This is a genomic window from Leifsonia sp. NPDC058248 (genome assembly GCF_042881905.1).
In the GTDB taxonomy this organism is placed as follows: domain Bacteria; phylum Actinomycetota; class Actinomycetes; order Actinomycetales; family Microbacteriaceae; genus Leifsonia.
Window position 1 is genome coordinate 61,879 of the sequence record NZ_JBHVXB010000010.1, and the last position, 12,751, is coordinate 74,629.

Annotated in this window: 15 protein-coding genes; 11 read left to right on the top strand and 4 right to left on the bottom strand. The window is 70.4% G+C overall.

Annotated elements, in window-relative coordinates:
• Window positions 1-17: 17 nt before the first annotated feature.
• The 10 genes from ptsP (at window position 18) to ACFVV5_RS16105 (ending at window position 9,154) form a co-directional block, all read left to right on the top strand.
• On the top strand, window positions 18-1,649 hold the full coding sequence (gene ptsP / locus ACFVV5_RS16060) for a phosphoenolpyruvate--protein phosphotransferase (RefSeq protein ID WP_387246256.1): 1,632 nt from the start codon (window positions 18-20) through the stop codon (window positions 1,647-1,649).
• Window positions 1,646-3,265 (top strand): PTS mannitol transporter subunit IICB, encoded by a 1,620-nt coding sequence (locus tag ACFVV5_RS16065; RefSeq protein WP_387246091.1) that lies wholly within the window; start codon window positions 1,646-1,648, stop codon window positions 3,263-3,265. Before ptsP ends, ACFVV5_RS16065 begins: the two co-directional genes overlap by 4 nt.
• Entirely contained in the window at window positions 3,262-3,696 is a 435-nt protein-coding gene (locus ACFVV5_RS16070) for a PTS sugar transporter subunit IIA (protein ID WP_387246093.1), read from the top strand. Before ACFVV5_RS16065 ends, ACFVV5_RS16070 begins: the two co-directional genes overlap by 4 nt.
• Window positions 3,693-4,841: a mannitol-1-phosphate 5-dehydrogenase gene (locus ACFVV5_RS16075; RefSeq protein ID WP_387246094.1), complete on the top strand. Its 1,149-nt coding sequence runs from the start codon at window positions 3,693-3,695 to the stop codon at window positions 4,839-4,841. Before ACFVV5_RS16070 ends, ACFVV5_RS16075 begins: the two co-directional genes overlap by 4 nt.
• Before the next feature lie 312 nt (window positions 4,842-5,153).
• Window positions 5,154-5,615 (top strand): ATP-binding cassette domain-containing protein, encoded by a 462-nt coding sequence (locus tag ACFVV5_RS16080; protein WP_387246096.1) that lies wholly within the window; start codon window positions 5,154-5,156, stop codon window positions 5,613-5,615.
• 140 nt (window positions 5,616-5,755) lie between these two features.
• Window positions 5,756-5,941, top strand: a complete 186-nt coding sequence (locus ACFVV5_RS16085; protein WP_387246097.1) for a hypothetical protein — start codon at window positions 5,756-5,758, stop codon at window positions 5,939-5,941.
• Between the two features lie 126 nt (window positions 5,942-6,067).
• Window positions 6,068-7,180 (top strand): type III polyketide synthase, encoded by a 1,113-nt coding sequence (locus ACFVV5_RS16090; protein ID WP_387246099.1) that lies wholly within the window; start codon window positions 6,068-6,070, stop codon window positions 7,178-7,180.
• Window positions 7,177-7,701: an isoprenylcysteine carboxyl methyltransferase family protein gene (locus tag ACFVV5_RS16095; protein ID WP_387246101.1), complete on the top strand. Its 525-nt coding sequence runs from the start codon at window positions 7,177-7,179 to the stop codon at window positions 7,699-7,701. The genes ACFVV5_RS16090 and ACFVV5_RS16095 overlap by 4 nt, the downstream gene beginning before the upstream one ends.
• On the top strand, window positions 7,698-8,750 hold the full coding sequence (locus ACFVV5_RS16100; RefSeq protein WP_387246103.1) for an NAD(P)/FAD-dependent oxidoreductase: 1,053 nt from the start codon (window positions 7,698-7,700) through the stop codon (window positions 8,748-8,750). The genes ACFVV5_RS16095 and ACFVV5_RS16100 overlap by 4 nt, the downstream gene beginning before the upstream one ends.
• Before the next feature lie 77 nt (window positions 8,751-8,827).
• Complete coding sequence (locus ACFVV5_RS16105; protein WP_387246105.1) at window positions 8,828-9,154, top strand: hypothetical protein; 327 nt, start codon at window positions 8,828-8,830, stop codon at window positions 9,152-9,154.
• A 95-nt stretch (window positions 9,155-9,249) separates the two neighbouring features.
• Here ACFVV5_RS16105 and ACFVV5_RS16110 read toward each other — a convergent pair whose 3' ends face one another.
• The 4 genes from ACFVV5_RS16110 to nucS all read right to left on the bottom strand — a co-directional run bounded on the left by ACFVV5_RS16110 (window position 9,250) and on the right by nucS (window position 11,615).
• Entirely contained in the window at window positions 9,250-9,654 is a 405-nt protein-coding gene (locus ACFVV5_RS16110; protein WP_387246107.1) for a hypothetical protein, read from the bottom strand.
• Window positions 9,655-9,771: 117 nt separating this feature from the next.
• Window positions 9,772-10,449, bottom strand: coding sequence for an HAD hydrolase-like protein (locus tag ACFVV5_RS16115; RefSeq protein ID WP_387246109.1), 678 nt, complete (start codon window positions 10,447-10,449; stop codon window positions 9,772-9,774).
• A gap of 48 nt (window positions 10,450-10,497) precedes the next feature.
• Window positions 10,498-10,920, bottom strand: coding sequence for an SseB family protein (locus ACFVV5_RS16120; protein WP_387246111.1), 423 nt, complete (start codon window positions 10,918-10,920; stop codon window positions 10,498-10,500).
• The gene (nucS, locus tag ACFVV5_RS16125) at window positions 10,920-11,615 is read right to left on the bottom strand and encodes an endonuclease NucS (protein WP_387246113.1); all 696 of its coding nucleotides are present in this window, start codon (window positions 11,613-11,615) and stop codon (window positions 10,920-10,922) included. The genes ACFVV5_RS16120 and nucS overlap by 1 nt, the downstream gene beginning before the upstream one ends.
• A 66-nt stretch (window positions 11,616-11,681) precedes the next feature.
• Here nucS and ACFVV5_RS16130 point away from each other — a divergent pair, with 66 nt between their 5' ends.
• Window positions 11,682-12,728, top strand: coding sequence for a lactonase family protein (locus ACFVV5_RS16130; protein ID WP_387246115.1), 1,047 nt, complete (start codon window positions 11,682-11,684; stop codon window positions 12,726-12,728).
• Window positions 12,729-12,751 lie beyond the last annotated feature (23 nt).

The window sequence follows — 12,751 nt, forward strand, 5'->3', positions numbered from 1 at the left end:
TCGGCCCGGTGCTCCGGATGTCCGACCCGCTTCCCGAGCCCGCCGATGTGGCGAGCGACCGCACCGCCGACGAGGAGCGCGCTCGCGTCGCCGACGCCGTGGCCGCGGTCGGCGCCGACCTGCGGGTCCGCGCCGGCAAGGTCTCCGGCACGGCGGCGGATGTGCTCGAAGCGCAGGCGATGATGGCGGAGGACTCCACGCTCGCCGACGACATCTCCCAGCGCATCTCCACCGGGAAGACCGCCGAGCGCGCTGTCTTCGAAGCGTTCCGGGTGTTCCGCGAGATGCTCATCGACCTCGGCGGCTACATGGGGGAGCGCGCCAACGACCTCGACGACGTGGCCCAGCGCGTCATCGCGGTGCTCTCCGGCCGCGCCGCGCCCGGTGTCCCCGAGTCCGACGAGCCGTACGTGCTCGTCGCCCACGATCTCGCTCCTGCGGACACCGCGTTGCTCGACCTGTCGAAGGTGCTCGGCCTCGTCACCCGCGAAGGCGGCCCGACCTCCCACACGGCCATCCTCGCCCGGGAGAAGTCGATTGTCGCGATCGTCGGCGTCGCGGGCGCCGACGCGCTCGCCGACGGCACCGAGATGATCGTCGACGCGGGCGCCGGCTCCGTGGTCGTCGATCCGGACGACGCGCAGCGAGCCGACGCCCTGCGCCGCATCGAGGAACGCCGCGCCGCCCTCACCGGCGGGGTCGAGCCCGGAGCCCTCGCCGACGGCACGCCGATTCCCCTGCTGGCCAACCTCGGCTCGCCCGACGGCTCGCAGAAGGCGCTCGACGCCGGGGCCGAAGGCGTCGGCCTGTTCCGCACCGAGTTCCTGTTCCTCGAACAGCGCATGGCCCCGACGGTCGAGCAGCAGCGGGAGCAGTACATCAAGCTCCTCGCCGACTTCCCCGGCAAGAAGGTCGTCGTGCGGGTGCTCGACGCCGGCGCCGACAAACCTCTCGAGTTCCTCAACGACGCGCATGAGGACAATCCGGCCCTCGGCCTGCGCGGGCTGCGGGCGCTGCGCGCCAACGAGGACATCCTCCGCGAGCAGCTCACGGCGCTCGCCGAAGCCGACGCCGTCTCGGAGGCCGAGCTCTGGGTGATGGCTCCGATGGTCGCGAACGTCGAGGAGACCCGCTACTTCGTCGGTCTCGCCACCGAGTACGGCCTGAAGACGGCCGGCGTGATGGTCGAGATCCCGTCGGCGGCGCTCATCGCCGACCGCATCCTCCGCGAGGCCGCGTTCGCCTCGATCGGCACCAACGACCTCACCCAGTACACCCTCGCCGCCGACCGGCTGCTCGGCTCGGTGGCCGGTTTCCAGGACCCGTGGCATCCCGCCGTCCTCCGCCTGATCGGCGAGACCGGGGAGGCCGGACGGGTCGCGGGCAAACCGGTCGGGATCTGCGGCGAAGCCGCCGCCGACCCATTGCTCGCGGTCGTGCTGGTCGGCCTCGGTGCGACCACCCTCTCGATGTCGCCGGCGGCCATCGCCGACGTCCGCCTGTCTCTCAGGCGCTTCACCCTCGAACAGGCGAAGCGCCTGGCCGAGATCGCCCTGGCTGCCGATGGCGCGGCCGAAGCCCGGGATGCGGTGCGAGCCGCCATCGCGGAAGAACCCCCACACCCCGACAGAAATGAGGCATCACAATGACAACGGCGTCAGAGACCAGGACGAGCAAGCCCGGAGGCGCGCGCGTTCACGTGCAGCGGTTCGGGACGTTCCTCTCCAACATGGTCATGCCGAACATCCCCGCGTTCATCGCCTGGGGATTCATCACGGCACTGTTCATCGCCACCGGCTGGCTCCAGAACACCAACTGGGCGATCAGCGGCATCCTCGGCGGCTTCGGCGATCAGGCCAAGCTCGGCTGGACCGGCGCCGCGACCGTCCTCGCTCAAGACCCCAGCGGTCACACCTTCCAGCAGTACGTGGGTCTCGTCGGCCCGATGATCACCTATCTGCTGCCGCTGCTCATCGCGAACACGGGCGGCCGGATGGTCTACGGAGTCCGTGGCGGCGTGGTCGGCTCGATCGCGACCATGGGTGTGATCGTCGGCAGCACCATCCCGATGTTCATCGGCGCGATGATCATGGGCCCCCTCGGCGCCTGGGTCATGAAGCAGATCGATCGGCTGTGGGAGGGGAAGATCAAAGCCGGCTTCGAGATGCTGGTCAACAACTTCTCGGCCGGCATCGTCGGCATGCTCTTGTCGATCGGCGCGTTCTTCGGCATCGCCCCGATCGTCGAGTGGCTGAGCTCGATCCTGAGCAACGCGGTCAACTGGCTGGTCGCGGCGCACCTGCTGCCGTTCGCGAGCATCCTGATCGAGCCGGGCAAGGTGCTGTTCCTCAACAACGCCATCAACCATGGCGTGCTCACGCCCCTCGGCATCGAGCAGGCCCAGCAGAGCGGCAAGTCGATCCTGTTCCTGCTGGAGGCCAACCCCGGCCCCGGCTTCGGCATCCTGATCGCCTACTCGATCTTCGGCCTCGGCATCGCCAAGGCGAGCGCCCCCGGTGCGGCCCTGATCCAGTTCGTCGGCGGCATCCACGAGATCTACTTCCCGTACGTGCTCATGAAGCCGATGATCGTCATCGCGGCGATCCTGGGCGGAATGACCGGCATCGCGATCAACGTGACGTTCAACTCGGGCCTGCGCGCCCCGGCCTCGCCCGGGTCGATCATCGCCGTGCTGATCCAGTCTCCGGCCAGCAGCATCGTCGGTGTCACACTGTCGGTGATCGGAGCCGCGACGGTTTCGTTCGTCGTGGCGTCGATCATCCTGCGCGCCAGCCGCCGCCGCGACCTGGCCGCGGGCAACGCCGGCGATCTCAGCGCCGCCGTCGCCCAGACCGAGTCGAACAAGGGTAAGTCGTCGTCCGTCCTCGGGGGCCTCGTGCAGGAGGGTGAGCACGAGACCGGCGACGCCCAGGGCGACGCCACCGAACGACTGGTGCGTAACATCGTGTTCGCGTGCGACGCCGGCATGGGTTCGAGCGCGATGGGAGCATCCGTGCTCCGCAACAAGATCAAGAAAGCCGGCGTGGAAGGGGTGACCGTGACCAACCAGGCCATCGCGAACCTCGACGGAACCGCCGACCTCGTGATCACGCAGCGCGAGCTCACGGAACGCGCCAAAGGCCAGTCGCCCGCCTCGCAGCATGTCTCGGTCGACAACTTCATGAACAGCCCGGCTTACGATGACGTCGTCGACCTCGTCAAATCGCAGCAGGCCCGAACCGCACCGGAGGACGCCAGACAATGACCGAGATCCTCGACCCCGTGAACGTGGTCGCCGCCGGAACGGCGACCACCCGTGAAGCCGCCATCCGTGAGGCCGGCGAGCTGCTGGTGAAGGCCGGCGCCGTCGAGCCCGGCTATGTGGACTCGATGTTCGACCGCGAGCGCACGGTGTCCACGTTCATGGGGAACGGCCTCGCCATCCCGCACGGAACCAATGAGGCCAAGGACGAGATCAAGCGCTCGGCCCTGTCGTTCATCCGGTACACCTCGCCGCTCGACTGGGGCGGCGAGGAGGTGCGGTTCGTCGTCGGCATCGCCGGGCTGAACAACGAGCACCTCGAGATCCTGTCGAAGATCGCCATCCTCTTCTCGGAGGAGGACGACGTTCAGCAGCTCATCGACGCACCGGATGCGGACGCGCTGTTCGTACTGCTCGGGGACGTGAACGAGTGAAAGCCGTCCAGTTCGGCGCCGGGAACATCGGCCGCGGCTTCGTCGGGCTCCTGCTCGACGAAGCCGGGTACGAGCTCGTCTTCGCCGATGTCAACGCCGAGCTGATCGACGCGCTCAAGGCTGCGGACTCCTATGAGGTGCACGAGGTCGGCGAGGGCGCGCAGACGCACGTGGTCGCCGGCTTCCGCGCTCTCGACAGCGCCGCCGAAGAGGATGCCCTGATCGCCGAGGTCGCGACGGCCGATGTCGTGACCACCGCGGTCGGCCCCCGCATCCTGAGGTTCGTCGCCCCTGTGATCGCTGCGGGGCTTCGCGCCCGTGCTCCCGAAGCGCCGCGCCTCGCCGTGATGGCGTGCGAGAACGCGATCGGCGCCACCGATCTGCTGGCCGCCGAAGTGCTCGCCGCACTTTCCGACGACGAGCGCGACGAGGTCGCCGCCCGCGCCGTGTTCGCCAACACCGCCGTCGACCGCATCGTGCCCGCCCAGGCGGTCGATGCGGGCATCGACGTGACGGTCGAGACGTTCCACGAGTGGGTCGTCGACCGTACGCCGTTCGCCGGGGCGGAGCCGAGCATCCCGGGCGCCCACTTCGTGGACGACCTCGCGCCGTACATCGAGCGCAAGCTCTTCACGGTGAACACCGGCCATGCCACGGTCGCGTACACCGGATTCCTCGCGGGCGCCACGACGATCAGCGAGGCGGTGGGCATGCCGTATGTGCGCGCCGCGGCCGAGGCCGCTCTCGCGGAGACGTCGGCCGCCCTGGTCGCCAAGCACGGGCTGGACCCGGAGGAGCTGGCGACGTACCGCGCCACGATCCTGGGCCGGTTCGCCAACCCCTCCCTGGTCGACGAGGTCACGCGCGTGGGACGGGAGCCGCTACGCAAGCTGGGCCGCAACGAGCGCTTCATCGGGCCGGCGTCCGATTTCGCGTCGACGACGGGACGGACCCCGGATGCCCTCCTCGCAGCTGTCGGGGCGGCCCTGCGTTTCGACGTGCCGGAGGACCAGCAGAGCGTCGAGCTGCAGAAGCTGCTGCGCGAGGCCGCGGCCGAGGACATCGTGACCGAGGTCACCGGCGTCGCGCCCGGCGAAGCGCTCTACGCGCCGCTGGTCGCCGTCGTGCGCGCCGCGCAGGCGTAGCCCGCTGCGCCCCGCCTGCCGCCGCTCCGCTGCGCCTCGCCGCGCCCCGCCGGCGCTCCGCTGCGCCCCGGTGCCGCCTGCCGCCGCTCCGGACGGCTCCTGAATTCAGGTAGATGGAAGTCCCTGCCGGTGCCGGCGAGCGGCCGCCGCCATCGAGTCCGGACTTGATGGGTCGGGCCGAGCCGTTTCGACCCATCTACTCAGGACTCGATTGCTGGACGACGCAGGCGCAGGCGCAGGCGCAGGCGCAGACGCAGACGCAGGCGCAGGCGCGGGCGCCGGATGCACGGCCGGTTCGGGCAGGATGGGGGAGTGACCGAACGCGCGATTCTGAAGGCCGAGGGGGTCGGCTTCGTGCGCGGCGGACGCACGATCCTCGACGAGATCGACTTCGAGGTCCGGGCCGGCGAGCATTGGGCGCTCATCGGGTCGAACGGCGCCGGCAAGAGCACCATCCTCAGCCTGCTCGGAGCGGTCGTGCATCCGACTCGCGGCACCGTCGACGTGCTCGGCAAGCGTCTCGGGCGGGTCGACCTGCGGGAGCTGCGCGGCCTCATCGGCCACGTGAACCCACGCCACGAGGTGCGCTCGCCGCTCACCGTGCGGGAGGTCGTGCTCACCGGGGTCACCGGAACCACCGAGCTCATGATGCGCTGGGAACCGACCCCGGCCCAGGTCCGTCGTGCCGAGGAGCTCATCGACCTGCTCGGGATGCGCGACCTGGCGACTCCACCTGGCCCAACCTGTCCCAGGGTGAGCGCGGACGCACCCTGATCGCCCGCGCGCTGCAGCCCGACCCGCACCTGCTGCTGCTCGACGAGCCGGGCACCGGACTGGACATCGCGGCGCGGGAGCACCTGCTCGACCGCATCGACGGTCTGCGCGCCCAGCATCCGGACCTGGCCAGCGTGCTGGTGACGCATCACCTGGAGGAGCTGCCCGCGAGCACGACGCACGCCATCCTGTTGCGCGACGGACGCATCGTCGCACAGGGCGCCGCCGACGACGTGCTGACGAGTGCGCTCATCAGCGAGACGCTCGATTACCCGCTCAGTCTCACTCGCACCGACGGCCGCTGGACGGTGCGCACCGCCCGCTGAGCAGTGCGCGCGCGGCCCGCGCCCGGCCCGCGCCCGGGCCGCCGCCCTGCCCGCCATCCGAGTCGCCGCCCTGCGGGTTCGCTCCGCGTCGCCCCACGCCGCGTCGCGCGGTGGTACGTTCCGCATATGACGCGAATCGTGGCAGTGGCGCCGGTGGTTCCGGCGCGGAGCTACAGCCAAGCCGAGATCACCACCGCGTTACTGGCGATGATCACCACGGACCCGGGGCGGCAGGCCGTCATGCGGCGCATCCACGCGTCCAGCGGCGTCGAGACGCGCAACCTCGTGATGCCGCTCGAACGGTACAGTTCGATGGCCTCGTTCCAGGAGTCGAACGACTACTTCATCGCCGAGGGGACCACCCTCGCCGAGCGGGCGCTCACCGGGGCGCTCGAGGCGGCAGGGCTCGAGCCCGCCGACGTCGACTTCCTGCTCTTCACCTCCGTGACCGGAATCGCCGCGCCCTCGATCGACGCGCAACTGGTCTCGCGGCTCGGCCTGCGGCCCGACGTGAAGCGGCTTCCGAGCTTCGGTCTCGGATGCGTCGCGGGCGCCGCCGGGATCGCCCGCGTCCACGACTACCTCGTCGGCCACCCCAACGAGGTCGCCGTCCTGCTGTCGGTGGAGCTCTGCTCCCTGACCGTGCAGGCGAGCGACGACTCGATGGCGAACATCGTGGCGAGCGGCCTGTTCGGCGACGGCGCGGCCGCCGTCATCATGGTCGGAGACCAGCGCGCGCAGCAGCTCGGGCTCCCCGGGCCCGAGGTGATCGACACCCGCAGTCGCATCTACCCGGACACCGCCGACGTCATCGGCTGGGACATCGGCGGGACCGGGTTCCGCATCGTGCTCAGCGCGGGCGTCCCCGAGGTGATCGACAACAACTTCGCGGGAGACGCCGCCGGGCTGCTGGCCGCGCACGATCTGACGATCGCCGACGTCGGCGCCTGGGCCGCGCATCCGGGTGGCCCGAAGGTCCTCGAGGCGTTCGCGCGGGCGCTCGAACTGCCCGACGGAGCCCTCGACGCCAGCTGGCGTTCGCTCGCACGCGTGGGGAATCTCTCGTCGGCGGCGGTGCTGCACGTGCTCGCCGAGCTGATGGATGCGCATCCGGTCGCCGGCACCAACGGCCTGCTGTTCGCACTCGGCCCCGGCGTCACCGCCGAGCTCGTGCTCCTGCGCTGGGCGGACGGCACCGAGGTGAGCGGGCCCGCCGAGCCGATCGGCGTCGCCGCGTGATCTGGTACACAGTGCTCGTGCTCGCGACGGGCGTCGAGCGCATCGCCGAACTGGTCGTCTCGAACCGCAACGCCCGCTGGTCGTTCGCGCGCGGCGGCGTCGAGTTCGGGCGCGGGCACTTCCCCCCGATGGTCGCCCTCCACACCGGTCTGCTGCTGGCCTGCCTGGCGGAGGTCTGGTTCGGTGGGCGTCCGTTCATCCCATGGCTGGGCTGGCCGATGTTCGCGCTGGTGCTGGCGAGCCAGGGTCTTCGCTGGTGGTGCATCGCGGTGCTGGGCCCCCGCTGGAACACCCGCGTGATCGTGGTGCAGGGCCTTCCCCTGGTGCATCGGGGACCCTACCGCTGGCTGAAGCACCCCAACTACGTCGCGGTCATCGTCGAGGGGTTCGCGCTGCCGCTGGTGGACACGGCCTGGATCACGGCGCTCGTGTTCACCGTGTTGAACGCCATTCTGCTGTTCGCGGTTCGCATCCCGACCGAGAACCGTGCGCTGGCGACGGTCGTATCGTCGGCCCCATGAACGCGCAGGACGCCGGCCTGATCGTGGTCGGGGCGGGACCCGTCGGACTGGTGACGGCGATCGAGGCGCGTGACGCGGGACTGGACGTGCTGGTCGTCGAGGCGCGCGAAGCGCCGATCGACAAGGCCTGCGGCGAGGGCCTGATGCCCGGTGCGCTTCGGGCCCTCGGCCGCCTCGGGGTGGACCCGGAAGGCCACGATCTCACCGGGATCGCCTACATCGACCCCGAGCGGCGGGTCGAGCACCGGTTCGTGGGCGGCCTCGGTCGGGGGGTTCGGCGCACGCTGTTGCAGACAGTGCTCGCCGAGCGGGCGGCCGAGGTCGGGGTGCGGTTCGAGCACGCGCGGGTCGTGGGAGTCGAGCAGGCAGGGGACGGGGTGGAGCTCCAGCTCGCCGACGGCAAGGCCCCGCTGCGCGCTCCCTGGCTGGTGGCTGCGGACGGGCTGCACTCGCCGATCCGCCGGATGCTCGGCCTGGAGCACCGACCGCAACCCGAGGCGCGTCGCCGCTACGGCATCCGGCGCCACTACGCGGTCGCGCCCTGGACGGATCTCGTCGAAGTGCACTGGTCGGGCGAGGTCGAGGCCTACGTCACGCCTGTGGACGCCTGGACGGTGGGGGTGGCGATCCTCGGCCCGCGGCGGATCGACCTGGAGGAGGCGCTCGCGGGCATCCGGGAGCTCGCGGACCGCGTCGCCTCCGCCCCGATCGCGAGTTCGACCCGTGGCGCAGGCCCGCTGCTGCAACGGACGCGTGCGCGGACGAAGGGCCGGGTGCTGCTGGTGGGCGACGCCTCGGGCTACGTCGACGCGCTCACCGGCGAGGGGATGCGCGTGGGGTTCGCGCAGGCGCGCTCGGCGGTCGAGGCCGTCATCTCGGGCGACACCTCACGGTATGAGCGGGCGTGGCGGGTGCAGACGCGGGACTTCCGGATGCTCACCTCGGGTCTCGTGACGGCGGCCCGTTCGCCGTTGCGCTCGCGGATCGTTCCGACAGCCGTGGCGCAGCCGGCGCTGTTCGGTTCGATCGTGGAGCGCCTCGCGCGCTGACGCTGGAGCAGCTTGCGCGCCGGTTCACGGTGGGGGTGTTCACCGACGCCGGATCCCGCTAAAATCTGGAACAGACAATGCGACATTCCATGATGACGGGGGAGATCATCGACCGCGAAACTCAGCACGATCAGGGGAAAGCTCGATCCGCTGCGGAACCTCGGGCACGGCCACGGCCGCGACGCCGCGCGACGATCACGTTCTACCTCGGCGAGCCACTGCGCGACCGGGCGCGCGCGGCCTTTCGCTCGACGTCGCTCGTGGAGGAGGACGCCACCTGGTCGGAGATGCTCGCCAAAGCGCTCCTGGCCGAGGTGGAACGCCGCGAGGCCGAGCACAACGACGGCGACCGTTTCACGGGTGGTGACGATCCGCTGCGGCCCGGTCGCCCGATCGGCGGCTGAGCGGGAGCGTCCGGAAGGAGCCGCAAAACGCGAACGCCGCGCGCCCACCCGGAGGTGGGGGCGCGGCGTCCGTGCGGATGACTGCCCGGCTGCGACTAGTTGGCCGTGACCAGGTAGGTGACCGAGACGCCCGGCGTCCCCACGGCGACGGTGTACTTGTCGTTCGTGAAGACGGCCTTCGTGTCCGTGGCGCCGGCAGCGGGCTTGTAGCCGGCCTTCTCAAGGGCGGCTTTCGCGTCGGCGAAGCCGGTCTTGTTCTGGGGCTGCACGGTGACGCTCCAGCCGTTGTCCTTGTCGCCGCGGGCGACGAGGATCGTGCCGTCGATGATCGGGACGTCGCTCTTCGGGAAGCTCGCGGGGAGCGTCGCCGCAGTGACCGTCTCGCTGGCGGACGGGGAGGAGTCCCCGCCGCTGGTGCCGCTGGAGCACGCGGCGAGCGAACCGATGGTGAGGGCGGCCGCGATGACGGCCGGAACGAACAGTTTCTTGCGTGAATGCATAGTGATTCCTAGTGCTGTATGGGTGCGTGTTGTGCGGTAATGCAAACATCCAGCGTACTCCGAAGGCACGGTCGATTTCGGCCCCCATCCACTGGGAGCTCGAGAGTTCTCGACAGCTCAGCCCAGCAGGAGCGAGCTGAGCTGATCCGTCGAGTGCACGATGGCGATCGCGCCGGCTGCCTCGGCGGGCGAGCCGTAGCCCCACTCGACGAGGATGGTCGGCAGGCCGTTCTCGGTCGCGCCTTCCACGTCGAAGGCACGGTCCCCGACCATCACGGTGTGCGCGAGATCGACGCCCTGCTCGGTGAGGCGGCGCAGTGCGTCTGCCACCACATCGGACTTGGCGCTGCGCGACTCGTCCTCCGTCGCGCCGGCGATGACGTCGAAGTACTTGGCCAGGTCGAAGTGCTCGAGGATCCGGGTTGCCTGCAGCTCGGGCTTGCTGGTGGCGACCGCGAGGGGGATGCCGGCTTCGTGCAGGCGCGACAGCAGGCCCCGGATGCCCGGGAAGACGGCGCTGTCGAAGGCGCCCTTCTCGTGGTAGTCGGCGCGGTAGACGGTGAGGGCCTTGCGGGCTTCCTCCTCATCGAGGCCGGCGAAGGCCTGGAGCGAGTCGAGCAGCGGCGGGCCGACGTATTCGACGAGCTGGGCGGGGGAGGGCACGGGCAGACCGAGGGTCTCGAAGGTCGAGGCCAGCGAGGAGGTGATGCCGGATGCGGAGTCTGTGAGGGTTCCGTCGAGATCGAACAGGACGCAGGTCCAGGTTCGGGTGACGGTGGGGGTCGGGATTGTCATAACCGTCCAATGGTAGGTGAGACGACTCGGAGAACGCTCAATGTGCGCTCAACGTCCGCTCAGTGCGGACTCAATGTGGGAGCGGGCCACCACCATGGTGTCCGAGGCCCCGGGGTTGAACTGCACGGCGACGAAGTCGGCGGAGGCGATGAACCCGAGCGCTTCGAGCGCCGGGACGATGACGGCCTGCACCTGCGTGCCTTCTCCCTCCGCGGTGCTCGCCACCGCCGCTCGCAGGGCGTTCATCGACGTGAACAGCGGCAAGACGGACTCGCCGGTGGTCGACGAGATCGTGCGCAGCCGGGTGTGCTGCGGCGTGGAACCGGTGACGTCGACGACCAGGCCGCCCTTCACGGCGGCGGCGAGCAGGGCATCCAGATTCTCGAGGCTCGGCTCGGCCGTGATGGCCGTCAGAGCCTTGCGCACGGGCACGTTCTCGTAGCCGGACGGGAAGCGGGGCGAAACGGCCATCAGAACAGCCGGCTTTCGCTGTCGTCGAGACCGCGCATCGCGTCGTAGTCGAGCACGAGGCACCGGATGCCGCGATCCTCGGCGAGCGTCCTCGCCTGCGGTTTGATCTCCTGGGCGGCGAAGATGCCGGTCACCGGAGCGAGGTGCGGGTCGCGGTTCATGAGCTCGAGGTACCGGGTGAGCTGTTCGACACCGTCGATGTCCCCACGGCGTTTCAGTTCGACGGCGATGGACGCTCCGCGGGCATCCCGGGCCAGGATGTCGACCGGGCCGATCGCCGTCATGTACTCGCGGCGCACCAGCACGTGACCTTCGCCGAGGAGGTGGATCTGCTCGGCCAGCAGCTTCTGCAGGTGCGCTTCGACGCCGTCCTTCTGGAGGCCGGGGTCGATGCCGAGCTCGTGGGCGGAGTCGTGCAGGATCTCGTGGATCGACACCACGAGCATGTCGGCGGTCTTCGCCTGGGTGACTTTCCAGATCTGGGTCACGCCGGCCTCGGCCTGCGTCTCGTCGGGCTCGACCACGGAGAGCGTGCAGGGCGGGCTCATCCAGTTGAGGGGCTTGTAGGAGCCGCCGTCGGAGTGGACCAGCAGGCTGCCGTCGGACTTGAGCATGAGGAGCCGGTTGGCGAGCGGGAGGTGAGCGCTCAGGCGGCCGGCGTAGTCGACGGAGCAATGGGCAATGACGAGGCGCACCGGATCATCCTAGGCTCTCGCTGCGACAGAGTGCTCCCGGGCATGCGGCGCTGAGAGGATGGGCACATGACCAGCGAGCTCCTCATCGGCACGTACACCGAGTCCCTCCCGCACGTCGACGGTCGCGCCGAAGGCATCCTGAGCGCCCGCTTCGACGGCGAGCGGCTCATCGGGGTCGAGGTCGCCGCACGGGTGACCAATCCGTCGTGGCTGACCGCGAGCGCCGACGGGTCGCGGGTGTACTCCGTGATCGAGACCGCTCCGGATGGCGGCGTCACCGCGTTCGCACGGGATGCCCGCGGATCCCTCACCCCGCTCGGAACCGCGTCGTCGGGCGGAGCAGAGCCGGCCAACCTCACCCTCGACCCGAGCGGACGCTTCCTCGTCGCCGGCACGTACGGCGGCGGGTCGATCTCGGTGTTCGCGCTCGCTGCCGACGGCTCGCTCGGCGAACGGACCGCGTTCCTGCAGCACGTCGGCCACGGACCCGACCCGACCCGGCAGGAGGCGCCGCACGTCCACCAGCTGAGCTTCGATCCCGTCACGGGCGACCTCGCGGTGGTCGACCTCGGTCTCGGCGAGCTCCGCTTCTACGCCTTCGGCGACGACGGGAGCATCGCGCTCCGACCCGACGCGACGGTCGTGGCGGGCGCAGTCGGCCCGCGTCACCTGGCCTTTCACCCGGACGGCCGCCACGCCTTCCTCGTGAACGAGCTCGCGAACACGCTCGACGTGCTCCGCCGCTCCGCTGACCGGTTCGAGATCGTCGCGACGGCAGCGACCAGGTCCCCGGATGCCCGGGGCGAGAGCGCTGCGGCGGGGGTGCGTGTGTCGGCGGGAGGAGCATCCGTGTTCGTCACGAACCGGGGCGACGACACGGTCGCCGTGTTCGCGTTCGACGGCGAGGCGTCGGCGCTCCGGCCGGCCGGCACGGTCGACGCCCGGGGCCGGGCGCCGCGCGACCTGGTGGTGTCGCCGGACGGCACGCGCATCCTGGTCGCGAATCAGGACAGCGGCGACGTGACGGTGTTCGCCTTCGACGAGGGGACCCGCGTGCTCGACTTCCTGTCGCTCACGCCGGTCCCCACGCCGGTCTGCGTGCACTTCGTCTGATCCGGGTGCCGCTGGCTGGTCGT

Bases quoted from the DNA above. Each gene is read 5' to 3' on its own strand.
- ACFVV5_RS16110 (WP_387246107.1), bottom strand. From the start codon at position 9,654: ATGCATTCACGCAAGAAACTGTTCGTTCCGGCCGTCATCGCGGCCGCC.
- ptsP (WP_387246256.1), top strand. From the start codon at position 18: ATGTCCGACCCGCTTCCCGAGCCCGCCGATGTGGCGAGCGACCGCACC.
- ACFVV5_RS16120 (WP_387246111.1), bottom strand. From the start codon at position 10,920: ATGGCCGTTTCGCCCCGCTTCCCGTCCGGCTACGAGAACGTGCCCGTG.
- ACFVV5_RS16065 (WP_387246091.1), top strand. From the start codon at position 1,646: ATGACAACGGCGTCAGAGACCAGGACGAGCAAGCCCGGAGGCGCGCGC.
- ACFVV5_RS16070 (WP_387246093.1), top strand. From the start codon at position 3,262: ATGACCGAGATCCTCGACCCCGTGAACGTGGTCGCCGCCGGAACGGCG.
- ACFVV5_RS16105 (WP_387246105.1), top strand. From the start codon at position 8,828: ATGCGACATTCCATGATGACGGGGGAGATCATCGACCGCGAAACTCAG.
- ACFVV5_RS16130 (WP_387246115.1), top strand. From the start codon at position 11,682: ATGACCAGCGAGCTCCTCATCGGCACGTACACCGAGTCCCTCCCGCAC.
- ACFVV5_RS16100 (WP_387246103.1), top strand. From the start codon at position 7,698: ATGAACGCGCAGGACGCCGGCCTGATCGTGGTCGGGGCGGGACCCGTC.
- ACFVV5_RS16115 (WP_387246109.1), bottom strand. From the start codon at position 10,449: ATGACAATCCCGACCCCCACCGTCACCCGAACCTGGACCTGCGTCCTG.
- ACFVV5_RS16090 (WP_387246099.1), top strand. From the start codon at position 6,068: ATGACGCGAATCGTGGCAGTGGCGCCGGTGGTTCCGGCGCGGAGCTAC.